This is a genomic window from Halostella litorea (genome assembly GCF_004785955.1).
Lineage (GTDB): Archaea > Halobacteriota > Halobacteria > Halobacteriales > Natronoarchaeaceae > Halostella > Halostella litorea.
On record NZ_SJER01000001.1, the window covers coordinates 762,857 to 783,858 of the forward strand.

General features: G+C 72.2%; 23 protein-coding genes. 15 read left to right on the forward strand and 8 right to left on the reverse strand.

Annotated elements, in window-relative coordinates:
* The first annotated feature begins 30 nt into the window (after positions 1-30).
* Positions 31-1,995 carry a PGF-CTERM sorting domain-containing protein gene (locus EYW40_RS09445; RefSeq protein ID WP_135821358.1) on the forward strand — a complete coding sequence of 655 codons (1,965 nt, stop codon included), beginning with the start codon at positions 31-33 and terminating at the stop codon, positions 1,993-1,995.
* A 12-nt stretch (positions 1,996-2,007) separates the two neighbouring features.
* On the opposite strand, the gene deoC is transcribed toward EYW40_RS09445, so the two are convergent.
* Complete coding sequence (gene deoC / locus EYW40_RS09450) at positions 2,008-2,643, reverse strand: deoxyribose-phosphate aldolase (protein ID WP_135821359.1); 636 nt, start codon at positions 2,641-2,643, stop codon at positions 2,008-2,010.
* A gap of 118 nt (positions 2,644-2,761) precedes the next feature.
* Here deoC and EYW40_RS09455 point away from each other — a divergent pair, with 118 nt between their 5' ends.
* The 5 genes from EYW40_RS09455 to EYW40_RS09475 all read left to right on the forward strand — a co-directional run bounded on the left by EYW40_RS09455 (position 2,762) and on the right by EYW40_RS09475 (position 7,293).
* The gene (locus EYW40_RS09455; protein ID WP_135821360.1) at positions 2,762-3,586 is read left to right on the forward strand and encodes a DUF63 family protein; all 825 of its coding nucleotides are present in this window, start codon (positions 2,762-2,764) and stop codon (positions 3,584-3,586) included.
* Positions 3,587-3,713: 127 nt separating this feature from the next.
* Positions 3,714-4,019 carry a HalOD1 output domain-containing protein gene (locus EYW40_RS09460; protein WP_135821361.1) on the forward strand — a complete coding sequence of 102 codons (306 nt, stop codon included), beginning with the start codon at positions 3,714-3,716 and terminating at the stop codon, positions 4,017-4,019.
* Positions 4,020-4,070: 51 nt separating this feature from the next.
* A complete protein-coding gene (locus tag EYW40_RS09465) occupies positions 4,071-4,796 on the forward strand; it encodes a guanosine phosphorylase (RefSeq protein WP_135821362.1) in 726 nt (241 codons plus the stop codon).
* Between the two features lie 98 nt (positions 4,797-4,894).
* Positions 4,895-5,893, forward strand: a complete 999-nt coding sequence (locus tag EYW40_RS09470) for an AI-2E family transporter (protein WP_135821363.1) — start codon at positions 4,895-4,897, stop codon at positions 5,891-5,893.
* A 44-nt stretch (positions 5,894-5,937) separates the two neighbouring features.
* On the forward strand, positions 5,938-7,293 hold the full coding sequence (locus tag EYW40_RS09475) for an HPP family protein (RefSeq protein ID WP_135821364.1): 1,356 nt from the start codon (positions 5,938-5,940) through the stop codon (positions 7,291-7,293).
* 7 nt (positions 7,294-7,300) lie between these two features.
* Here the strand turns inward: EYW40_RS09475 and EYW40_RS09480 are convergent, their stop codons facing one another.
* Positions 7,301-8,455, reverse strand: a complete 1,155-nt coding sequence (locus tag EYW40_RS09480) for an NAD-binding protein (RefSeq protein ID WP_135821365.1) — start codon at positions 8,453-8,455, stop codon at positions 7,301-7,303.
* 117 nt (positions 8,456-8,572) lie between these two features.
* Here EYW40_RS09480 and EYW40_RS09485 point away from each other — a divergent pair, with 117 nt between their 5' ends.
* From EYW40_RS09485 to EYW40_RS09495, 3 genes are read left to right on the forward strand one after another with little or no spacing between them, the layout of a single operon-like run.
* A complete protein-coding gene (locus EYW40_RS09485) occupies positions 8,573-9,838 on the forward strand; it encodes a potassium channel family protein (protein ID WP_135821366.1) in 1,266 nt (421 codons plus the stop codon).
* Complete coding sequence (locus EYW40_RS09490; protein ID WP_135821367.1) at positions 9,835-10,983, forward strand: DUF8167 domain-containing protein; 1,149 nt, start codon at positions 9,835-9,837, stop codon at positions 10,981-10,983. Before EYW40_RS09485 ends, EYW40_RS09490 begins: the two co-directional genes overlap by 4 nt.
* Before the next feature lie 20 nt (positions 10,984-11,003).
* Positions 11,004-11,279, forward strand: a complete 276-nt coding sequence (locus EYW40_RS09495; protein WP_135821368.1) for a ubiquitin-like small modifier protein 1 — start codon at positions 11,004-11,006, stop codon at positions 11,277-11,279.
* Between the two features lie 23 nt (positions 11,280-11,302).
* On the opposite strand, the gene EYW40_RS09500 is transcribed toward EYW40_RS09495, so the two are convergent.
* Together EYW40_RS09500 and gatD are read right to left on the reverse strand one after the other, a co-directional pair.
* Entirely contained in the window at positions 11,303-12,223 is a 921-nt protein-coding gene (locus EYW40_RS09500; protein ID WP_135821369.1) for a GNAT family N-acetyltransferase, read from the reverse strand.
* Complete coding sequence (gatD, locus tag EYW40_RS09505; RefSeq protein WP_135821370.1) at positions 12,214-13,464, reverse strand: Glu-tRNA(Gln) amidotransferase subunit GatD; 1,251 nt, start codon at positions 13,462-13,464, stop codon at positions 12,214-12,216. The genes EYW40_RS09500 and gatD overlap by 10 nt, the downstream gene beginning before the upstream one ends.
* Before the next feature lie 147 nt (positions 13,465-13,611).
* On the opposite strand from gatD, the gene EYW40_RS09510 reads away from it, so the two are divergent.
* Both EYW40_RS09510 and EYW40_RS09515 read left to right on the forward strand, forming a co-directional pair.
* A complete protein-coding gene (locus EYW40_RS09510; protein WP_135821371.1) occupies positions 13,612-14,133 on the forward strand; it encodes a hypothetical protein in 522 nt (173 codons plus the stop codon).
* A gap of 43 nt (positions 14,134-14,176) precedes the next feature.
* Entirely contained in the window at positions 14,177-14,656 is a 480-nt protein-coding gene (locus tag EYW40_RS09515; RefSeq protein WP_135821372.1) for an EscU/YscU/HrcU family type III secretion system export apparatus switch protein, read from the forward strand.
* Here EYW40_RS09515 and EYW40_RS09520 read toward each other — a convergent pair.
* Together EYW40_RS09520 and EYW40_RS09525 are read right to left on the reverse strand one after the other, a co-directional pair.
* Complete coding sequence (locus tag EYW40_RS09520; protein WP_135821373.1) at positions 14,653-15,324, reverse strand: metalloregulator ArsR/SmtB family transcription factor; 672 nt, start codon at positions 15,322-15,324, stop codon at positions 14,653-14,655. The two genes, EYW40_RS09515 and EYW40_RS09520, sit on opposite strands and share 4 nt — an antisense overlap.
* Before the next feature lie 41 nt (positions 15,325-15,365).
* Positions 15,366-16,247 (reverse strand): hypothetical protein, encoded by an 882-nt coding sequence (locus EYW40_RS09525; RefSeq protein ID WP_135821374.1) that lies wholly within the window; start codon positions 16,245-16,247, stop codon positions 15,366-15,368.
* A 253-nt stretch (positions 16,248-16,500) separates the two neighbouring features.
* On the opposite strand from EYW40_RS09525, the gene EYW40_RS09530 reads away from it, so the two are divergent.
* From EYW40_RS09530 to EYW40_RS09545, 4 genes are all read left to right on the forward strand, one after another.
* Positions 16,501-16,857 carry a DUF5802 family protein gene (locus EYW40_RS09530; protein WP_135822050.1) on the forward strand — a complete coding sequence of 119 codons (357 nt, stop codon included), beginning with the start codon at positions 16,501-16,503 and terminating at the stop codon, positions 16,855-16,857.
* Between the two features lie 96 nt (positions 16,858-16,953).
* Complete coding sequence (locus EYW40_RS09535) at positions 16,954-17,844, forward strand: Vms1/Ankzf1 family peptidyl-tRNA hydrolase (protein WP_135821375.1); 891 nt, start codon at positions 16,954-16,956, stop codon at positions 17,842-17,844.
* A 55-nt stretch (positions 17,845-17,899) separates the two neighbouring features.
* Positions 17,900-18,913, forward strand: coding sequence for an N-acetyltransferase DgcN family protein (locus EYW40_RS09540; RefSeq protein WP_135821376.1), 1,014 nt, complete (start codon positions 17,900-17,902; stop codon positions 18,911-18,913).
* Positions 18,910-19,950, forward strand: coding sequence for a dipeptide epimerase (locus EYW40_RS09545; protein ID WP_135821377.1), 1,041 nt, complete (start codon positions 18,910-18,912; stop codon positions 19,948-19,950). Before EYW40_RS09540 ends, EYW40_RS09545 begins: the two co-directional genes overlap by 4 nt.
* Here the strand turns inward: EYW40_RS09545 and EYW40_RS09550 are convergent, their stop codons facing one another.
* Positions 19,951-20,253, reverse strand: coding sequence for a HalOD1 output domain-containing protein (locus tag EYW40_RS09550; protein ID WP_161973189.1), 303 nt, complete (start codon positions 20,251-20,253; stop codon positions 19,951-19,953). It lies immediately after the preceding gene.
* 38 nt (positions 20,254-20,291) lie between these two features.
* Positions 20,292-20,975, reverse strand: coding sequence for a helix-turn-helix domain-containing protein (locus EYW40_RS09555; RefSeq protein WP_135821378.1), 684 nt, complete (start codon positions 20,973-20,975; stop codon positions 20,292-20,294).
* Between the last annotated feature and the right edge of the window lie 27 nt (positions 20,976-21,002).

Below are 21,002 nucleotides of genomic sequence, written 5' to 3' on the forward strand. Positions count from 1 at the left end.
ATCATTGCGTATCGACGTTATAGTATACATATGGGAAAGCGAAAAACAGTCTGGTTCGCTGTCGCCTTAGCAGCCCTCCTCGTGACGAGTTCCGTGGGGGCGGTCGCGATGGGGCCGAACGGCAGCGCCGCAAGCACGGCACAGGAAGAGGAGACGACCGATACGGCCGACGAGGTGTACGTCGACGGGAACGGCGATGCCGTCCTCGTGTATCGTAACAGTTCGGAGGACTCGTCGACGAACGGCCACCTGGGCGCGGACCTCTCCGAAGGGCTGTTCTACGTGTTCCTCAACGACACGATCGAGGAGCCGCCCGAGGAGAACTTCGCCGGGAACGCGACGTTCATCCTCGACCCCGAGTCGGTCAGCGCCTCCGGCGCGTTCTCGATGACCCAGCCCGAGTCGATCGAGGACCTGGCGTTCGACGCGTCCCTGACCCAGACCCGGGAGACATCCGCCGGCTCAATGTCGCTGGACGCCACGTTCGTCGACCAGTCGAGTTCGAGCACCGGCGCGTCGACGTACGGCGAGGTGTCGACCGAGGGGACGATGACCACGACCGCGTCCTCGTTCCACACGGACGGCACCGTGACGGTGACCCCGACCGACGGCCAGTCGCTCCCGAGTAGCTCGCAGATGTCCCAGGAGTTCTCCATCCAGGAGACCGACGACGGCTACACGCTCTCCGCGGCCCAGGACTACGTCGTCGGGTCCTACACCGCCGACCGCTGGAACACCCGCGAGAACGCGACGAGGTCCCTCGAAGCGCAGTTCGAGGGCGTCGCACAGCAGCTCGACGGCGACGCGCAGGTCACCGTCGACTCCTACTCGTACGACGACGCCGAGAACCGCCTCGACATCGAGTACACCGTCGAGTTCACCGGCGTCGACGAGGCCGTCTCCGAGCAGCTCGCAACGTCGCTGTCCTCGGCGCGCGACCTCGACCTCTCCGAGAGCGAGGCCAGGGACCTCGCCGACCGCATCCAGTCGGTCGAGCTGAGCGAACTGTCGGCGTCCGTCGACGTGCAGTCCGACGGCGCGACGGTGAACTGGAACGTCCGGCTGGACGAGTACGACGAGGCCGCCCGCGCGACGCTCGACATCCTCGAAGCGTCCGAGATGAACACGTCCCAGATGGACATCGACGCGGCCCGCAGTCGGCTGGACGCCCAGCAGGCCGCCGAGCTGCAACAGACCGTGACCTGGGACGGCACGGTGTCCGTGCCCGACGCACAGACCGCCACCGTCCAGTTCGAGGCCGAGTCCAGCACGGAGAACTGGCAGGCGTACGTGAGCGAACTCGAGGACCGCGGCGTCGAGTGGCAGGGCGACACCACCATGGAGATGCACGCGGAGACCCAAAACGGCGAACTGACCGCCAGCGGGTCGGCCACGTTCAGCCAGGAGGGGCTGCTCGACAACGCCATCGACAGCGCGCTCCAGAACGCCGAGGACAGCCCGGCCGCCGAGAACGAGCAGGCCCGCTCGTTCCTCCGCGCGTTCCAGCAGTCCGAGTTCGAGAAGGCGCGGATGGACGCGAGCGTCGGCGACGGCACCGTCACGTTCGAGGCCGGCGCGAGCTTCGAGAACGTCTCCGCGTTCCGCGACGTGATGAGCGAGGCGTACGGCGAGGACGTCGCCATCGAGAGCGCCGTCGCCACGATGGAGGACGGCGACTCCGTCACCTACGTCCGGATGCCCGGCGCGGTCGGCTCCGACGCGAGCGAGTCCGACGTGCGCGAACTGTCGATGGTCGGGGAGGACACCGAGGTCCACATGCCCGACGACTGGGACCCGGACGAGCGTGACTTCCCCCAGCCCGACAACGAGGAGGCACGCAACTACCTCGGCATCGAAAACGACGACAGCGGGAACGGCGACGACGGCGGCGACGACGACGACGAGTCGTCCTCGTCGCTGCCCGGCTTCGGTCCGGTCGTCGCGCTGGTCGCGCTCGCCGCGGTGGCGCTGATCGCCCGGCGGCGCGCCGCGTAGCGACGCCCCACCCTACTTTTCGAAGCTTTCGACGATAGCGACGCCGCTCGACGCGCCGATCCGCTCGGCGCCGGCGTCGAACATCGCCTTCGCCCGCTCGTAGTCGCCGACGCCGCCGCTGGCCTTGACGGGGAGGTACTCGCTCATCACCTCGACGTCCGCCACGCGCGCGCCGCCGTCGGCGAAGCCGGTCGACGTCTTCACGAAGTCGGCGTCGGCCTCGACGGCCGCCTCGCAGGCGCGCCGGAGTTCGGCCTCGTCCAGCAGCGTCGCCTCCACGATCACCTTCACCGGGACCGGAACGGCGGCGACGACCGCCGCCAGTTCCTCGCTGACGGCGTCGTCCTCGCCGGCCCGCAGTCGGCCGACGTTCAACACGACGTCAATCTCGTCGGCCCCGGCGTCCCAGACGGTCTCGGCCTCCGCCGCCTTGATCCCGGGGCCGTGCTGGCCGTGGGGGAAGCCGACGACCGTTGCGAGGGTCACGTCGGGGGCGTACTCGGCGGCCTCGCCGACGTAGCAGGGCGGGATGCAGGCGTTCATCCCGTACTCGTCGGCCTCGTCGAGCACGCGCCGGACGTCGGCGAGCGTCGTCTCCGGCCCCAGTACCGTGTGGTCGATGCGTTTCGCGAGCGTCTGGCGGTCCATACCCGGCCCTTTCCCGCTCGGCTAATAAGTCCCGTGCCAGCACCCCGGCGGCACCTGTCGGGTTGGATTCACCTCTCCTATCGGAAGATTTTCGGGGATGCCGGGAGGCCGAATTCGTATGGTCTTGCCGGAAGGGTTCGCGCTGCCGCCGCTGCCGTACCTCGTGGGGCTGGGGATCGGGCTCGCCGCGACCGTCGCGCTGCTCTGGGCGATCGACCCGCCCGTCAGCGACTGGACAGTCGTCGCGTTCGCGCCGTGGATGGCGACCGGCGCGGTCCTGCACGTCCTCTACCAGCAGGGGGCGTTCCCCGCGGTGCTCGAACCGCTGTTCAGCACGGGGGCGGTGTACGCCACGACCGCCGTCGTCGCCGGCCTCGTCTGGATCGTCGCGACGGTGCTGACCGCGATGCGCCGGAACGCCTCGACGGCGCGGCAGGTGGGGACGATCGGCACCGGCGTCGCGATCACCTTCACCATGTTCTCGCTGTACCTGGGCGCGCAGGCCGGGACGCTCGACCCGTTCTGGCCCGTCGTCGGCGCGGTCGCGGCCGGCGTCGTCGCCGCGGTCGCCTGGGTCCTGCTCAGCTTCGCCGTCACCGAGGCGGCCGCCGTCACCGCCAAGAGCGGCGCGCTGGTCGTGTTCGCCCACTCGCTCGACGGCGTCTCGACGGCCATCGGCGTCGACGTGCTCGGGGCGGGCGAGCGGACGCCCGTCTCGCGGGCCGTGCTCGACCTCGCCGGCCGGCTCCCGGTCGCCGACACGATCGGCGTGGGCTGGCTGTTCGTGCTCGTGAAGGTGGCGCTCGCCCTGCTCATCGTCTGGCTGTTCGAGGAGTACGTCCGCGACTCGCCGCGGCAGGGCCGGGTCCTGCTCGGGCTCGTGGCCGCGGTCGGCCTCGGCCCGGGGGTCCACAACCTCCTGCTGTTCGCCGTGTCGGGCTGAGCGCGGTTCGTGTAACTTCCCGGAGCAGTGTCGGACAAACAGTATCGGATAAATTATAATTGTCTGACGAAACTTTTTATTTGGGGACGTATCATCCCGAAGCGAGGTACCCGAGAGGGGGGAAACAATGAGTGGGGAACTATCCGACGCGGTATGCGACAGCACAGCCTTCACGCGTGGCGGTCCCGTTCACCGCCACCGCGCGGACGACGGCGAACGCCCGAGCGTCGCGGTGGCCCGGGCGCTCGCCGCCGCGCGGAACGAACCGCCGACGGCCACGTCGACGCGGCTGTACGACCACGTCGACCCGGACGCACTCGACGCGCTGTTCGACGACTGGGGGTCCGCCTGCGGCCTCACGAACGTCCGCCTGCGGATCGAGGAGTACACCGTCGAGGTGCGCGAGCACGGCGAGGTCGTCGTCCGCGAGTGAACCCCCGCGCGAAGCGCACGCTTTTTCTCGCCGACCCGTGAACGCTGGCACATGGCCAAACAGCCGCACCTGCTCGTCGAGGAGGGAGACCTGACGGACATCGCGCTCGTGCCGGGCGACCCCGGTCGGGTCGACCGGATCGCCGGCCTCTGTGACGACCACACGGTCGTCGCCGAGAACCGGGAGTACAAGGTCGTCAACGCGGAGTACGACGGCCGGGAACTGACGATCTGTTCGACCGGGATCGGCAGCCCCTCGGCCACCATCGCCGCCGAGGAACTCCACGCGGTCGGCGTCGAGACGCTGATCCGCGTCGGCACGACGGGCGCGCTCCAGTCGGGCATCGAGATCGGCGACATGGTCGTCGCCACCGGCGCGGCGAAGGACGAGGGGACCACGAAGCGCTACGAGAGCGTCACACTCCCGGCGGTGCCGGACTACGACGTCCTGACGTCGCTGGTCGACAGCGCCGAGGAGAACGACGAGGACGTCCACGTCGGCCCCGTCGCCACCGACGACGCGTTCTACGCCGAGACCGACGAGTACATCGAAAACTGGGAGGCGGCCGGCGTGCTGGCCGTCGAGATGGAGGCCGCCGCGCTGTTTACCCTCGCCCGGCGCAAGGGGATGCGCGCCGGCGCGATCTGTACCGTCGACGGCAACCTCGTCGAGGGGACCCAGAAGGGCGCGACCGAGGACGACGAACTCCCCGAGAAGGCGAAGAACAACGTCGAGCGCGCCATCCAGATCACGCTGGACGCGACGACCGAACTGTAAGCCGGGCGTGGGCGTGAGACGCGCCGGCCGTCCCGCCGCGGGTCCGACCCCCGAACCGTAGCCCCTCGCTTTTCCCGGTCGGCGTTGCCAGCGATCCCGTGAACGCCAGCCGCGGCTTCCTGCTCGCCCTCGTCGCCGCCCTCGGCGTCCTGGCGGCGCTGCTCGTTTTCCCCTTCCTCCAGTTCGTCCTGCTGGCGGCGTTGCTGGTGTACGTCCTTTACCCGCTCCACCGGCGGCTGGCTCCGCGGGTCGGCGACGGGCCGAGCGCCGCCGCGCTCGTGACACTGACGCTCGTCCTGATACTGGTGCCGGCCGCGCTGGTGTTGCGGTCGGTGCTCGACCAGGCGCGGATGCTGTACGAGGCGGTCCGCGAGGGCGACCTGACCGTCGCGTTCGCGGAGGACGTGCTCGCCGACGCCGTCGGCGTGCGGGTGGACCTGGCGTCGGCTGTCGGGGCCGTCCCGACGGAGGTCGGGTCGGCCGTGCTGGAGAACGCGCTCTCCGTGTTCGACCTGGTGACCCACGTCGTCGTCGGCCTCGGCGTCACGCTGTTCCTGCTGTACTACTTCCTGAAGGACGGCGCGGCGTTCGTCGCGTGGCTCCGCGAGGTGACGCCGCTCCCGCCGCGGGTGGTCGACGACCTGTTCGCGGCGACCGACTCGATCATGTGGGCGGTGCTCGCCGGCCACGTGTTCGTCGCCGCCGTCCAGGGCGGGATGGCCGGCGTCGGGCTGTTCCTGACCGGAATCCCCAACGCCCTGTTCTGGACCGTCGTGATGATGGTGCTGGCGCTGTTGCCGGTCGTCGGCGCGTTCCTCGTCTGGGGGCCGGCCGCGCTGTACCTGTTCGCGAACGGCGAGACCGTCCCGGCGGCCGCGCTCGCCGTCTACGGCACCGTGGTCGTCGGGATCACGGACGACTACCTCCGGCCGGTCGTCGTCGACCGCCGCGCGGACGTGAACCCGAGCGTCATCCTGCTCGGCATCGTCGGCGGACTCTACGTGTTCGGGACGATGGGCATCTTCTTCGGGCCGGTCGTGCTCGCGCTGTTGAAGGCGGCCGTCGACGTGTTCGCCGCGGAGTACGGGCGGCTGTAAGCCGTCGGCCAAATCCTTAACTCCCGGCGTCGACAGGTCGGACCATGCGCGACGCCGTTCGGACGCGCTGGCGCGCGCTCGTCCGTCGGCTCCGGCGGGTCGAGCGCCGCGAGGTCCGGTCGTTCCGCCGCTGGATCGAGCACACGGAGAACCTCGTCCGCGCCTCCGCGCTGGTCGCGGTGCCGCTGCTCATCGCGCTGGTCACCGCGCTGTCGAACGCCGTCCCGGGGCTGTCGTACCTCCTCTTCCCGCCGCTGGCGGCCGGGACGTACACGCTGTTTACCGACCCGGAGGGCGAGTACTCCTCGCCCCGGCGGTTCGTGCTGGGGCTGACGACCGGCGCGGCGAGCGGCTGGGTCGCGCTCGAACTCGTGGGCCTCGCGTTCGCCGAACCCGGCGGGCGGTTTCAGGTGAGCGCGGTCGGGGCCGCCCTCGCCGTGTTCCTCACCGGTCTGGCGACGTGGCTGTTGCGCGTCGAGGAGCCGTCGGCGTACGCCTGCGGCCTGCTCGTGTTGCTCATCGACGCCTCGCCGGCCGCGTACGTGGTGAGCGTCGCCGCGTCGTCGTCCATCGTCGCGCTCGCCTTCGTCGTCTGGCGGCGCGAGTTCTACGAGAACCGGGCGCGGTACCTCTACCGCTCGACGAAGGGCGACGACCACGTGCTCGTCCCGGTCCGCGGCGACGCCGGCGACGCGACGGCCCGCCTCGCCGCGCGGCTGGCGGCCGCCCACGAGGCCGGGAAGGTGGTGTTGCTTGGGCTGGCCGAGGAGGGCGCCGACCCGGACGCGGTGGCCGACGACCTCGAATCCCGCGCCGGGACCGTCCGAACGCGGGTCGGCGTCCCCTGTCAGGTCGCCGTCGTCTCGACGGACTCGCCCGCGTCCGCGACGCTACAGGCCGCCCGCGAGGAGAACTGCGACCTGGTCGTCGCGCCGTACGAGCAGCGCCACGGCCACCTCTCGTCGTTCGTGCGGACGCTGTTCCGCGGCGACGTGGACGTGGTCGCCGCCCGCCTCCGGGGCGACGAGCGCCGCTGGCGGCGGGTGCTCGTCCCCGTCCGGTCGGCCGGCGAGCGGGCCCACGCGAAGGTCGATTTCGCCTGCCGGCTGGCGGGGCCGGCGGGGCTGGTCACGGTCGCGACCTGTATCGACGACGAGCGCGAGCGGCGGGCCGCCGAGGAGCGGCTGGCGGACGTGGTGGAGACGTTCGACGCGTCGTTCGAGACGCGGGTCGTCAACGACTCCGTGGAGTCGTTCATCGCGCGGACCGCAAAGCAGTTCGACCTGACGATGATCGGCGCGAGCACGGACCGGAGCGCCGCCTCGCGGTTCGTCTCGCCGCCGACGTTCGAGCGGATCGACGAGGTCGACGCGGCCGTCGCCGTCGTCCACGTGGCCTGAACGCCGCTCAGCCGTCCTCCAGCAGCCGGTTGGCTATCGCCTCGCTGTCGTCCTCGCCGAGCGCGGACTGCATCAGCAGGTGGCCGCCGATGGAGGCGGGGCTGATGACCACGTCCGCGCCCGCCCGGCGGAGCTTCTCGACGTTCTCGCGGTCGGTGGCGGCCGCGACGATGCGGCCGTCGGGGCGCAGTTCCCGGGCGGAGAGGACGCTGAGCGCGTCCTCGGCGTCGTTGTTCGTCGCCGCGACGATGGCGCGGGCGTCTTCGAGCTGTGCCCGCTGGAGCGTCTCGTCGTCGCTCGGGTCGCCGGCGATCACGAGAAAACCCCGCTCGCGCAGGCCGTCGACCCGTTCGGACTTCGGCGCGACGACGACGAACTCGACGTCGCTGGACGCGAGTTCGCTCAGCAGCGGTTCGGTCAGGTCGCCGTACCCGAGGACGAGCACGTGGTTTTCGAGGAGTTCGAGCTCTGATTCTGTCATCTTTCCGAGTGCCTTGGTGAGTCGTGCTTCGATCGCGGGGCCGAGCAGCGCGCCCAGCGCGATGGCGAAGCTCGCGGTGCCCAGCACGACGACGGAGATGGAGAACAGCTTCGCCTGCTGGGAGGTCGCCGTCACGTCGCCGTAGCCGACGGTGCTGGCGGTGACGATGGTGTAGTAGAACGCGTCGAGCGCGGTGGAGACGCCGTCGAACTCCTCGCGGAGCGCGTACGACCCGACGGTGCCGTACACCAGCACGCCCGACAGGGCCAGGCCGGAGGCGAGTTGTGGCGTCGACAGCGACACCTCGCGGTCGAACCGGCGGTGGTTGAGGAGGACGACCGGGAGCGCGAGCGCCGAGAGGACGACCAGCGGGAACGACAGTTCGCTCGACTGGGCGAGCCCCTGCCCCGCGGTCACCGGCAGCAGGACCACCGTGGTGTACCAGGCGGCCCGGAGCCCGCGGCGCAGGCCCAGCGCGCTCGCGAGCATCAGGAAGCCGGTCAGCGCGCCGGTGAAGCCGGCGAGGCGCTGTATCTCCGGCGGGATCCGGTCGGCGAACGGGCCGAACACCACCGTCGTGTCGGTGATGTTGGCGATCCCGGTGACGACCGACAGCACCGCGACGGCCATCACTAGCCACACCGTCGTCCGCACGCCGATACGGTCCCGGCTGACGTCCATGCGGGTCAATCCTCGCGGCGTCCCGAAAAAAGGCCGTCGGTGTCGGGTGTGGCCCGCGTACCGGCCGAGCGTGTCGTCGAGGGCAACTGGTTTATCGCTCGCATTCGATCACGGCCCATGGCATCGCTGCCCGTCGAAGTTCTTCTCGGCATCTACCTCGGCCTGCTCACCGGCATCTTCCCGGCGCTCATCTCCGGCGTTCTCGGGTTCGTGTTCAAGTACTTCACCGGCGTCACGCTGCCGGGGCTCGGGGTCGTCGTCCTCGGGGTCGCTGTCGCCGGCGTCAACGGCGGCCTGCTTGGCCTCATCGACCCGTCGATCCAGCAGTCGCCGCGGCTGATCGTCGCCGTCACAGTCGTGATGATGCTGTCGCTGTACGCCCACAGCCAGGGCGACAAACTCGGCGCGACGCTGCCCAAGCGGTTCTCGCTGGGCTCGCTCGGCCGCACCACGCTCTCGATGGACGTGGTGGAGTTCGTCGGCGGCATCGGCCAGGTGACGGTCACGGCCGCCGGACCGGTCGGTGAAGTCGAGGGGTACCCGCCGCTCCCGGAGGACGTGCGGGCGGCGATCCGGCAGGGGTCGTGGCGCTTCCCGGCCGACCTGCCGGTCGAGGAGATCGAACGCCGGCTGGCCGAGCGGCTCCGCTCGGAGCACGACCTGGCCGACGCGACGGCGTCGATAGACTCCCGCGGCCGGGCGACGATAAGCGCCGCGCCAGCGAGCGGCGGGCTCTCGCGGCGGGTGCCGGCGGGCCACCGCGCCGTCTCCGTCGCCGCGCTCGTCCCGACGGGGATCGCCCGCGGCGACCGGGTGCGCGTCCTGACCGACGGGGCGCGGGTCGAGGGGACGGTCCTCAGCGCGAAGTCGGACCCGGGGTCGGCCCCGAAAGCCCCGCCCGCGGGCGGCAACGGGGACGTCGCGACCGACGGCGGGACCGACGAGGCGGCCGCGGACGCGGACGTCGAGCCGGCCGCCCCGACGACGACTGGCGGCGAAGGGCGGGTCACGCTCGCCGTCCCGAAGGCGCGGGCGTCGGCGCTGCTGCGGGTCGACCGCGGCCGCGTGGTCGTCCTCTCGCGGGGCGTCCGCCGCGAGTACGAACTCGTCTCGCTGCTGCGGCGGGCGGGCAAGCGCATCCGCCGGCTCACCGTCGCGGCCGGGAGCGACCTCGACGGCCTGACGGTCGGCGAGGCGAACGGCCGCGAGGCCGACGCCGTCGCCGTGCTGGCGGTCGACCGGGCCGGCGACGGCCGGGCGCCGGACGGGACCGACGGCTGGGCGTTCTCGCCCGAGGGGACCGCGACGCTTTCGGCCGGCGACGAACTGTTCGTCGCGGGGGCGGCCGACGCGCTCGACCGCTTCGAGGGGGCGGCCCGATGAACGTCGCCCTCGGGGCGGTCGCGGCCGCCGGCGCGCAGATCCTGCTGTTCGCAGTCCTCGCCGGCGCGCTGGCCGGGCTCGTCGCCTTCGGCTACCGCTGGTACGGCCGCGAGGGGGTGCCGGACGGCCTGGCGATACTGATCGGGATCACCGTGATCGGCGCGTGGCTCAACACCGACGCCGCGCTGCGGGAGGCGATCGTTGGCCGGTCGGACCTGCTCGACCCGGAGGTGGCCGCGTTCACGGTCGTCGCGTTCGTGGTCGGCGGGATCGCGTCGGACCTCGGCCGACGCGGGGGCGACCGCCTGGCGGCGGACGCGCTTTCGGTCACCGGCGCGCGCGACGTGGACCGCGAGGTGAGCCAGCTGGTGCGGGCCGCCGGCCGGGTCGTCCGGGTCGAACTCCCCGAGGAGGTCCAGGACATCGACGGCTACGACCCGGTGCCCGACACGACGAAGGCGGAGGTCGCCGGCACCGTCCTCCTCTTCCCGCGCCGGCTCACCGTCGCGGAGCTTGAGGACCGGATCCGGGCGCGGCTCCGGGACGACTACGGGGTCGGCCACATCGACCTCGGGGTCGAGGCCGACGGCACCGTCGACTACCTCGCGCTGGGCAGCCGCGCGGCGGGGCTCGGGCCGACGTTGGCCCCCGGCTCCGCGGCCGTCGCGGTCCGCGCGGACCCCGCCTTTTCGGCCTCGCCCGGCGACATCGTCGAGGTGTGGCGGGACGGCGGAGAGCCCAAGCGGGTGGCGACCGGCGAACTGCGCGCCGCCGTCGGGGACGTCGCCACGCTGGCGCTGGACGAGGCCAGCGCCCGCGCCGTCGACCCCGACGCGACCTACCGCCTCGTGACGCTGCCCGCGGAGCCGTCGGCGGACCGCGAGTTCGCGTCGCTGCTGCGGGCCGCCCCGGAGACGATGGCCGGCGCGACGGTCGCCGAGGGCAGCCCGATCGTCGGCCAGCCCGTCGGCGCGCTCGCGGTGACGGTCGCCGCGGTGACGAGCGCCGACGGGCGCGTCGAGGCGCTGCCCCCCCGGAGCCGCACCCTCGCGGCGGGCGAGACGGTGTTCGTGGTCGCCCGCCCCGCCGACCTGCGCCGGTTCGAGGCGGCGGTCGAGCCCCCCGAGGCGGAAGTTACTTCCTGACGCGAGGGCGAGCGTCACCCATGCAGTGGAAACTGTTCGCGGACCTCGCCGAGCACGCCGGGACGAAGGAGATCCCCGTCGACGAGGGCGCAGACACCGTGGGCGAGGCGCTGGACGCGCTGCTCGCCGACCGCCCGGCGCTGGCCGAGCGCGTGCTGACCGACGACGGCGAGCTCCGGGACCACATCAACGTCCTCCGCAACGGGACGAACGTGCTCGTGGAGGGCGACGGGCTGGAGGAGCGCCTGGAGGCGGGCGACGAACTCGCGCTGTTCCCGCCGGTCAGCGGCGGGTAGCCCGGCGGAAGGACGGTCGCGGGTCAGCGGTCGGTGAGGTCGGCCGCCATCACGAAGTCCGGCTCGTCGGAGACCCGCGTCCGGGTCGCCGCCACGTCGCTGACGTGCCGGGCCGTCTCGGGCACCAGCACGCGGACGTGGTCGGCGCCCAGTTCGCCGGCGTCCCGCCGGACCGCGGCCAGCACGTCGCGGCAGGCGTCGAGGTCGTCCCACGCGCCGACGCCGTACTCGGCGCGGTGTTCGAGTTCGCCGTCCTCGTTCTCGCGCTCGTAGTCGCGCACGCGGTAGGCCATCCCGCGCGTGCCGCCGTCCTGCACCGCGAACGTCGCCGTCTCGTCGGCCGCACGGCGGAGCAGGCCGCGGGTCAGCTCCCGCGTCGCCCACGTCTCGTCCATGGAGAGCGCCAGCCCCCGCAGGTGGTCCCGGGCGTCGCTGTCCGCCCAGTACGACCACGCGGCGTCCGGGTCGCCCGTGACGGTCGCCGCCGGCTCGGCGTCCGCGTCCGGTTCGGGGTGTGCCCACCGGAACTCCGTCGCCGGCGCGAACCCCATCGCGCGGGAGTGGCCGAGGCCGGCGACGTTCCACGAGAACACCATGTTGCGGGCGACGGCCGCGCCCCGCTCGCGCGCCCAGTCGAACAGGCCGTAGGTGACCGCCTCGCCGACCCGCTCGCCGCGGTAGTCGGGGTCGACGCGCATCCCCTGACACCACGCCTCGTGCTCGGAGAGCATGACCGCCTGGGCGATCCCGACGACGTCGCCGTCGACGACGCCGACGAGCGTGCGCCGGCGTTCGCCGCCGTCCGGCCCCTCGATCCAGTCGTGGTAGATCCGCGGGATGTAGTCGCTCCGGCCGCGGTCGGCCCACGTCCCCTCGGTGAACGCGACCACGTCGTCGTAGTCGTCGGCCGTCGCCGGGCGCAGTTCGACCCCGCTCACTCCCATGGCACCGACCGCTCGGTGAGTTCGCCGGCGACCGGTTCGGCCATCGCCGTCTCGGGGTCGGCGGCGTTCTCCAGCGCCCACATCAGCTTCACCACGGCGGTGCCGGGGAGCGTGTCGCCGGCCTCGACGACGCCGGCGTCCAGCAGGTCGCGGCCGGTGTCGTACACGCGGTCACAGACCCGCCCCTCGATGCACTGGCTGGTCATGACGACGGTCGTCCCGTCGTCGACCAGCGCCTCGATCCGCGGGATGAGGTCGGTGTGGACGTGGCCGAGCCCGGTGCCCTCGATCACGAGGCCGTCGGCCCCCTCGGCCACGTCGAGGAACGCCGGGTCCATCCCGGGCGCGAACTTCAGCAGTTCCACGTCGGGGTTCAGGTCGGGGGCGATCGAGAGCTCCGTCGCGCCGCGCTCGGCGTAGTCGCGGCGGAAGGAGACGTCGGGGGTCTCGCCGACCTCGTAGTCGACCTCGCCGAGGGGCTTCGCGCCGACCGTCTCGAAGGCGTCCCGGCGGGAGGTGTGGTTCTTCCGCACCCGGGTGCCGCGGTGGAGCGCGCAGACGTCGTCGCTCTCGGAGGCGTGCATGCAGACCATCACCTCGGCGGCGTCGCTCTTGGCGGCCTCGACCGCGCAGACGGCGTTCATCACGTTGTCCGAGGACGGCCGGTCGGCCGAGCGCTGGCTCCCCGTGAACACGACCGGGACCGGCGTGTCGAGCATGAACGAGAGCGCCGACGCGCTGTACTGCATCGTGTCCGTGCCGTGCATCACGACGACGCCGTCCGCGCCGGCCTCTATCTCCTCGCGGACGGCCTCGGCGAGGTCGCGCCACACGTCCGGCGTCATGTTCTCCGAGAGGATGTTGGCGACGACCCGGCCGCGGTAGTTCGCCAGCCCCGCCAGGTCCGGAACGGCCCGAAGCACGTCCTCGGCGTCGAACTGGGCGGTCACCGCGCCCGTGCGGTAGTCGACGGTCGAGGCGATGGTGCCGCCGGTGCTTATCAGCGACACCGTCGGGAGGTCCTCGTCGAACTCCACGGCCGAGGCGTCGCCGTCGTCGCCCTCCTCGATCTCGTGGGCGTCGGACTCTACGACCTCGACGTCGGCGTCCTCGCGCTCGATCCCGACGTTGTACCCCCCGTCTAACTTCACGACGAGGTGGTCGGCCGTCGTGGAGGGGAGCAACACGCCCTCGTGGGTCTGGTCCGCGCGTTCGACGCGGACGCGGTCGCCTGCGTTCATCTTGGCCGTGGGTTCGGCCCGGGACACTTCAAGCGTTGCGTTCGCGGGCGGCCCAGTCCGGGTCGGCGGTGGCGCGCCTGGGGACGCGCCGTGCTGGCCGCTTGGCGTCTCGGTGACTTTATGCGTCGAGCGCCGCTCCGCTCGGGCATGAGCGTCGTCGCACACGCCGCCGGAGCCGAACTCAGGCCGGTGCCGGTGAGGCTCGCCGTCGCCGTGCTGGCGGGGTTCGGGGCCGCCGCGGTGGCGAACTTCCCGATGAGCGCGCTCCCGGAGGGCGAGGTCCCCAAGGAGATAGCGCTCGCGGCGGTCTGGCCGGACGTGCCCGAGAGCGTCGTCCCCGTCGCCGGCCACACGGTCCACTACCTCGCGGGCATCCTCGTCGCCATCGGGATCGAACTCGCCCTCGTCGCCACCGCGGGGCTCCGCGGCGTCGAACTGCTCGTCTTCGGCTGGGTGTCGGTCTCGCGGCTCGCCGCCGGGGTGGGCGCGGCCGCCTTCGTGACTATCCTGTTCGGCGCTGTCGTCCTGCCGCGGGTCGGTCCCGGCCGCCTCGCCGACTACGCCGAGCGCGCGGGGAGCATCCGGCTCCAGTGGACCGTCTCGGCCGCGGTGTACGGGCTGGCGGTCGCCCTCCTCGTCCCCGCGCTGTACGTACTGATCCCGGTCTGATCCCGGGGAAAAGACCTTGCCGGTCGCCGCCCTACCTGCGGCCATGAGCGAGCGCACGGACCAGCTCACCCGGTCGAGCGACGAGACGGTCGACGAGTCGCTCGACGACGCCTTCGACAGCGGGAGCCTCCGCTCCGGGTCGAGCGCCGAAACCGAACCCGAGGGCGACGCCTCGGGGCTGGAGCGCTGGTTCGACCCGGGCACCTTCCTCGTGTCGGCCGTCCTGCTCGCGGTCGGGCTGGTCGGCGGCGGCGCGACGATCCCCTTCTTCGGACGGGCGCTGGGCATGTTCGCCGTCGCCTTCGCCGTCGGGCTGGCGAGTTCCGAGCGGCGGTACGCGGAGGTCGGGCTGGCCGGCGTCGCGGTCGGCGGCGGCGCGTCGCTGCTCCGGAACGCCCTCCTGACGCTCGCCGGCGTCGGCGTCCCGCTGGTCGCCGTCAGCGCCGTCGTCGGCGGGCTGGCCGGCGTACTCGGCGTCTACTTCGGCCGCGACCTGCGGGACGGGCTGACGCGGGACCTCTAGGCGAGCGTCCAGCCGTCGCCCGTCCGCCGGACGAAGTCGCCGTCGGCCATCGCCGCCAGCGTCCGCTCGACCAGTTCCGGCGACGCGTCGACCGCCTCGGCGAGTTCGCCGACCGTGTGGGGCCGCTCGGCGAGCGCCCGGAGCACGTCCGCCGAGAGCCGGCTGTTTACCTCCTCGTCGGTCGCCTCGGCGATGCTGTCGAGCAGGTCGGTCATCCGGCCCTGTACCCACCGCTGAGCCATCGAGAGCTCGTTTTCCAGTTCCTCCAGCCGGGCCAGCGACGCCGCCAGTTCCTCGGGGTCCGCGTCGGCCTCGGCCGGGTCGGGGTCGTCGGCGGGGTCGACGTCGAGCGAGAGGTAGCGCCAGGTCGTGATGTCGAGGCTCCGGCTCGCCGGATAGGCGCTTTTCGTCCCGAAGCCGTACGGCGAGACGTTCACTTCGAGCCGGAGGTTCCGCGCGATGTGGAAGTACTTGCGCCGCTGGTCGTCGGTGTGGCTCTCGACCAACCCCGCCTCCTCGAGCTTCCGGAGGTGCTCGATGACCGCCTTCGGGCTGACGCCGAGGTATTCGCTTATCTCGGTGACGTAGCAGGGCTTGCGGGCGAGCAGCCGCAGGATGCGCCTGCGGTTCTCGTTGCCGAGCAGGTCCAGCAGCGCGGCAGAATCCATTCGATAGAAGCTTCGCGGCGAGCGGTAAAAAGGGTGACTGCTTACCTCAGGGGCTCGGAGGCCGCCGCGGGACCGCCGCCGTTGCCGTTCCCGCGCTCGCCGCCGTTCCCGCCGGATCCGTTCCCGCCGTCGCTGCCATCCCCGTCGTCGCCGCCGTCGACGTCGTCCCCGCCGTCGGCGGTTCCGTTCTGCCCCGTGCCGTCGTCCCGGCCCGCCCCGCGGTCGTCCGGCGGCCCGCCAGCACCCTCGCCGTCGGACCCGCGGTCGTCGGGCGGTCCCCGAGTCCCGTTCCCGTCAGCTCCCGGCCCGTTCCCCGCTCCGCCGCGGTCGTCGGGCGGCCCGGCGGTCCGGTTCCCCGGCGGGCCGCGCTCGACGTGGTCCGGGACGACGGCCAGCGTCCGTGCGAGCGCGGAGACCTCCTGGCCGGACATCGCCGAGGCGTTCGCCCGTATCTCGGCGAGCGCGCTCCGGTTCACGCCGGCGGACTCGGCCAGCGGCTCGGTCCGGTTCGCCGAGCGCTCCAGCGACCGGACCTCGCCGACGAGGCGGCTCATCCGCGCCTGATACTCCAGCCGGCTCATATTGCCCTTCTCGGCCCGCAGCGCCCGCTTCTCCGCGCGGAGCCGGTCGAGTTCGCTCCGGAGCCGGTCCGTTCGGTTTCGCACGAGCGCGGCCCGGTCGCTCCCGTTGTCGTACCGCGCCTCGAACATCCCGTCCTCGACCGATCCGTCGGCCTCCGAGGCGCTCGACTGCATGAACGCCGATATCTCCGCGCCCATCGAACTGCTGTTGTTCGCTTGCACACCGGCGTCCCCGGCGGCCGTCGCACCGCCGTCCGCGGCCGCCGCGCCGGCGACCGGGAGCGCGACGAGGACCGCGACCAGGGAGAGGAGGGCGACCGCCGGCGTTCGGCTGTCGGTCATTACGCGATCCCTGTCGGGCCGAAGGTAAAAAGCCGGACCTTCGTTCGCTCCGTTCAACGCGGTCGGTAAACTGGCTGAAAACCGTTCGCTGCGTTCAAAGCGCCCGCTCTCCCCTTCGATTCGGATCGCCGGGAGCTGGCCCGACTGTGGTGGATCGGCGGTCCGCTCGGACCGACCCGGACGGATTGCGGTCGACAAAAGCCCTAGGGCGAAGGCTTATTGTCGCCGGGAGCATGTCATGTTATTGCACAGCATGTTCGAGGAGTTCTCCAGCGGCTACTACTTCGGGCGGCTCTACGTCGAGCCGTTCGACGGGGAGCGCGCAGTCATGCAGCGAGCGCAACACGAGCGCGTCAACGAGCAGTTGTACGCGAGCGGCGAGGGGATCGAGCGCCTCGACACACCGCTCGTAATGAAACTCGGGAACCGACACTTCCCGGTCCACGCGGAGGAGGGCGTCCCGTCGGACACGCTCGCCGTCCCCGAAACGCTCCTCGGCGACGGCGTCCGCGACCCGCCGGCGCTCCGCGAGGTGCTGCTGGCGAAAGCCGACCGCGCCTCCCAGCTGTTGCGGCTCTCGGGGGGCGACGGCCGACCGGACAACACCTGAGGCCGGGGAAAGCGGGCCGCGCCGCGGTCCGGCCGCGCCCGGCACCGCCGCCACTCGTCGGAACTTAGAAGTGACCGCGCCGCCCCGTCCCTGCTGATGCTCGACGAGCTGCTGGGTCGGGCGGCGCTGAAGGACCGCATCGACGAGCTAGAGGAGGAAAAGCGCCACCTTGAGCGACGGCTGGAGGCCGAATCCGAGCGCCGCGCCGACGCGGTCAGCGCCCGGCAGGACGCCGAACAGCGGGTGAACCGGCTGGAGGACCGGATCGCCGAACTGGAGGACCGCGTCGAGCGGGCCGGCGACGGCGACGCGGCGGCCGCCGAGTTCCGCGGCGTCGAGGAGCTTCGTGGCGACCGCCTCGCCGCCGTGCTCGACCGCCTCGACAGCGTCGACGCCGGCGAGGAGGGCGCGATGACGGCGATGGTCGGCGACGAGGTACCGGCGGCCGTCCGCGAGGCGTTCGGCGACCGCGCCGCGCTGGTCGACCGGGCCAGCCCCTGCCTCGCGGTGACCGACGACGCCGGCCTCGTGAGCGCCGCGCTCGCGCCGCCGGTCGCGCCGGCCGCCTTCGCGGCGTGGGACGACGGCTTCCGGGTCGAGCGGGAGTGGTTCCTGCCGACCGGCGAGTTCGCGTTCGCGCTCGTCCGCTCGGATCTGTTCGCGCTGGGCGAGTACGACGGCCGCGAGCGCACCGCGACGACGGCGTTCGAGAGCGACGTGAAGGGGAGCCACTCGAAGGGCGGCTTCTCGCAGGCCCGCTTCGAGCGCCGGCGGGACGAGCAGGTCGCCGAGCACGTCGAGCGCTGCGAGGCGGCGCTCGCCGACCGCGACGCCGACCGGCTGATACTCGTGGGCGAGCACACCGTGCTGGACGACGTCGACGCCGAGGCGGCGGCGACCGCCGCCGTGGATGCGACCGGCGACCCCGAGGACGCGCTGGACGAGGCGTTCTACGACTTCTGGACGACGACGCTGTACCGGCTGTAGCGCCCAAATTGCCGAGCGCGCCGCGCTTATGACGGCCCCTGTCCTTGATCCGGGCATGGCTATCGCGATCCTCGCCCACGGGAAGTTCCCCGAGCGCGCCAAGACGGCGCTCGGCGTCATGCGGTACGGCGACGACGACGTCGCCGCCGTCCTCGACCGCGACCGGGCGGGCGAACGCGTCGCCGACCACGTCGCCGACGTGCCGGACGCGCCCATCGTCGCGTCGATGGACGACGTCGGCGCGGTCGACGCGCTGCTGATCGGGATCGCGCCGATCGGCGGCGAGTTCGTCGAGTCCTGGCGGCCGGACGTCCGCGCCGCCCTGGAACGTGGCTGTGACGTGATCTCGGGGCTCCACGACTTCCTCGCCGAGGACGACGAGTTCGCCTCCCTCGCCGCCGAGCACGGCTGTGATATCTGGGACGTGCGGCGGCCACGCGACGACCTGTCCGTCGCCGAGGGCGTCGCCCGCGAGGTGGACGCCGAGGTGATCCTCACCGTCGGCACGGACTGCTCGGTCGGGAAGATGACCGCGACGATGGAACTGGCCGCGGCGGCCCGCGAGCGCGGCCACGACGCCGCCGTGATCCCGACGGGCCAGACCGGGATCATGATCGAGGGGTGGGGGAACCCGGTCGACCGCGTGGTGAGCGACTTCACCGCCGGTGCGGTCGAGGAGATGATAGTCGAGAGGGGCGACGAGCACGACTACCTGTTCGTCGAGGGGCAGGCGAGCATCGTCCACCCGGCGTACTCCGCGGTGACCTGCGGCATCCTCCACGGCGCGATGCCGGACGCGATGGTGCTGTGTCACCGCGCCGGCCGCGACGTCATCCACGGCTACGAGGAGTTCACGCTCCCGCCGCTGCCGTCGTACGTCGAGCGCTACGAGTCGCTGGCCGCGCCGGTCCACGGGTCGGCCGTCGTCGCCGGCGCGCTGAACACGATGGACGTCGACGGCGACGACGACGCCCGCGAGGCCGTCCGTGAGTACGGCGACGCGCTCGACCTGCCGGTCGCGGACCTCGTCCGGTTCGACCCCGACCTCGTGCTGGAGGCGGTGCTGTGACGCTCTCGACCTCGTTCGAGCGGCTTGAACTGCCGCTGGAGACGCCCTTTACCATCGCCCGCGGCACGCAGACCGTCTCGGAGAACGTGGTCGTCCGGGTCGAGGACGGCGACGGCCGCGTCGGCGTCGGCGGCGCGGCCCCCGCCAGGCACTACGGCGAGACCGCCGACACCGTCGAGGCGGTCCTCCCGGACCTGCTCGCGGTCGTCGAGGAGGTCGGGGACCCCCACCAGCTCCGCCGGATCGAACGCCGCATGCGGGAGGTCGTGCGGGACAACCCCGCCGCGCGCTGTGCCGTCAGCGTCGCCCTCCACGACCTCGTCGCCAAGCGCGCGGACCTGCCGCTGTACCGGTACTGGGGGCTGGACCCGGAGCGGACCGTCCGCACCTCCTTCACCGTCGGGCTGGACGACCCCGACCGGATGCGCGAGAAGGCGGCCGACGCTGTCGACGCCGGCCACGGGGTGCTGAAGGTGAAACTCGGCACCGACCGCGACGAGGCGGTCGTCGACGCGGTACGCTCGGCGGCCCCCGACGCGCGGATCCGCGTCGACGCCAACGAGGCGTGGACGCCCCGCGAGGCCGTGCGGATGTCCGAGACCCTCGCCGACTACGGCGTGGAGTTTATCGAACAGCCGGTGCCGGCCGAGAACCCGGAGGGCTTGCGGTTCGTCCACGAGCGGTCGGCGCTGCCGGTCGCCGCCGACGAGTCCTGCGTGACGCCCGACGACGTGCCGCGGGTCGCCGACCGGACCGACATCGTCACGATCAAGCTGATGAAATGCGGCGGCCTCGCCGAGGCGCGGCGGATGATCCACGCCGCACGCGTCCACGGGCTGGAGGTGATGCTCGGCTGCATGGTCGAGAGCAACGCCTCCATCGCGGCGGCCGCCCACCTCGCGCCGCTGCTCGACTACGCGGATCTTGACGGCTCGCTGCTGCTCGACCGGGACCCGTTCGACGGCGTGTCGCTGCCCGACGGCGTGATCGACCTCGCCGCCCTCGCCCGCCCGGGGACCGGCGCGGTCGAGCGGTGATCAGTCGGCGGGGTCCCGGACCACGACCGCGTCCGCCGACGCGGTCACCAGCAGTTCGGCGTACCGGAACCGTACCGTCGCGGCCCGCACGACGCTGTCCAGCGCGTCCGGGTCGACCCAGTCGAACAGCGGCGGCAGGTCCGTCGGGTCGACGTTCCGTGCCTCGGCGAGCGCCGCGACGACCGCCGCGCTCGCCGTCTCGTAGCTCTCCGGGTCGCCTATCCGCGCTCGCTCCGTGCTTGCCGGTTCGTCCGGGTCATCCTCCCCTCGCCCTCGGTTCGTCGCCTGTCGTTTCACGGTCATGCCACCCGGCGTCGGTACGGCCGCCGCGTTGGTATGGCCTACCCGTGAGTATTCACGCTGTTTAAGTCCCCCTGCCCCTCCCCCTGGGCGATCGTCGCGCGGACGAGGTTCGCGTACCCGCGGCGGAGCCGGGTCGACAGCGCGGTGTCGGAGATGCCCAGTTCCGCCGCCACGGCCGCGAGGTTCGACTCACGCGGGACGGCGAAGTAGCCCGCCCGGAGGGCGGCGAGCAGCGCCTCGCGCTGGTCGGCGGTGACGCCGTACTGTTCGAACTCCGCGGGGTCGCCCGGGCGGTAGAGGCGGTCGGCGTCGAACGCGAGGCCACAGCGCTGTGCGTACTCGTGGAACGTCGAGAGGGCCTCGCCGTCGGGAAACAGCAACCGGACGTGCCACTCCTCGTCCGCCGACGCGTTCAGCAGGGTCGCCAGCGACTCCGCGATGGCGTAGACCACCCCGTGTTCCGGCGCGTGCCAGTCCACCCGGTAGAGGCGCTCGCGCTCGTTGTCCTCCAACAGGTGCGGGTCCCGCGCCGTGCCGTCCTCCCGGAGCGCCTCGTCGAACGCGTCCAGGTCGTCCGCGGTCACCCAGAAGTACGGCGTCACGTGGTCCTCGCCGGTCGCCGCGACGCGCTCCACCTCGACCTGCGCATCGTCGACGGAGTGCAGCGAGTGCGCGAGCACGAACTCCGCTGGGGGCACTCGCAGATCAGCGATGACTGTCATGCGTCCCCTACGGCTGCGACCGACAAA

Coding starts and splice junctions, on each gene's coding strand:
- EYW40_RS09495 (WP_135821368.1), top strand. CDS start 11,004: ATGCAGTGGAAACTGTTCGCGGACCTCGCCGAGCACGCCGGGACGAAG.
- EYW40_RS09510 (WP_135821371.1), top strand. CDS start 13,612: ATGAGCGTCGTCGCACACGCCGCCGGAGCCGAACTCAGGCCGGTGCCG.
- EYW40_RS09550 (WP_161973189.1), bottom strand. CDS start 20,253: ATGACCGTGAAACGACAGGCGACGAACCGAGGGCGAGGGGAGGATGAC.
- EYW40_RS09540 (WP_135821376.1), top strand. CDS start 17,900: ATGGCTATCGCGATCCTCGCCCACGGGAAGTTCCCCGAGCGCGCCAAG.
- EYW40_RS09555 (WP_135821378.1), bottom strand. CDS start 20,975: ATGACAGTCATCGCTGATCTGCGAGTGCCCCCAGCGGAGTTCGTGCTC.
- deoC (WP_135821359.1), bottom strand. CDS start 2,643: ATGGACCGCCAGACGCTCGCGAAACGCATCGACCACACGGTACTGGGG.
- EYW40_RS09515 (WP_135821372.1), top strand. CDS start 14,177: ATGAGCGAGCGCACGGACCAGCTCACCCGGTCGAGCGACGAGACGGTC.
- EYW40_RS09535 (WP_135821375.1), top strand. CDS start 16,954: ATGCTCGACGAGCTGCTGGGTCGGGCGGCGCTGAAGGACCGCATCGAC.
- EYW40_RS09490 (WP_135821367.1), top strand. CDS start 9,835: ATGAACGTCGCCCTCGGGGCGGTCGCGGCCGCCGGCGCGCAGATCCTG.
- EYW40_RS09525 (WP_135821374.1), bottom strand. CDS start 16,247: ATGACCGACAGCCGAACGCCGGCGGTCGCCCTCCTCTCCCTGGTCGCG.
- EYW40_RS09480 (WP_135821365.1), bottom strand. CDS start 8,455: ATGGACGTCAGCCGGGACCGTATCGGCGTGCGGACGACGGTGTGGCTA.
- EYW40_RS09455 (WP_135821360.1), top strand. CDS start 2,762: ATGGTCTTGCCGGAAGGGTTCGCGCTGCCGCCGCTGCCGTACCTCGTG.
- EYW40_RS09500 (WP_135821369.1), bottom strand. CDS start 12,223: ATGGGAGTGAGCGGGGTCGAACTGCGCCCGGCGACGGCCGACGACTAC.
- EYW40_RS09520 (WP_135821373.1), bottom strand. CDS start 15,324: ATGGATTCTGCCGCGCTGCTGGACCTGCTCGGCAACGAGAACCGCAGG.
- EYW40_RS09465 (WP_135821362.1), top strand. CDS start 4,071: ATGGCCAAACAGCCGCACCTGCTCGTCGAGGAGGGAGACCTGACGGAC.
- gatD (WP_135821370.1), bottom strand. CDS start 13,464: ATGAACGCAGGCGACCGCGTCCGCGTCGAACGCGCGGACCAGACCCAC.
- EYW40_RS09475 (WP_135821364.1), top strand. CDS start 5,938: ATGCGCGACGCCGTTCGGACGCGCTGGCGCGCGCTCGTCCGTCGGCTC.
- EYW40_RS09530 (WP_135822050.1), top strand. CDS start 16,501: ATGTTCGAGGAGTTCTCCAGCGGCTACTACTTCGGGCGGCTCTACGTC.
- EYW40_RS09445 (WP_135821358.1), top strand. CDS start 31: ATGGGAAAGCGAAAAACAGTCTGGTTCGCTGTCGCCTTAGCAGCCCTC.
- EYW40_RS09460 (WP_135821361.1), top strand. CDS start 3,714: ATGAGTGGGGAACTATCCGACGCGGTATGCGACAGCACAGCCTTCACG.
- EYW40_RS09485 (WP_135821366.1), top strand. CDS start 8,573: ATGGCATCGCTGCCCGTCGAAGTTCTTCTCGGCATCTACCTCGGCCTG.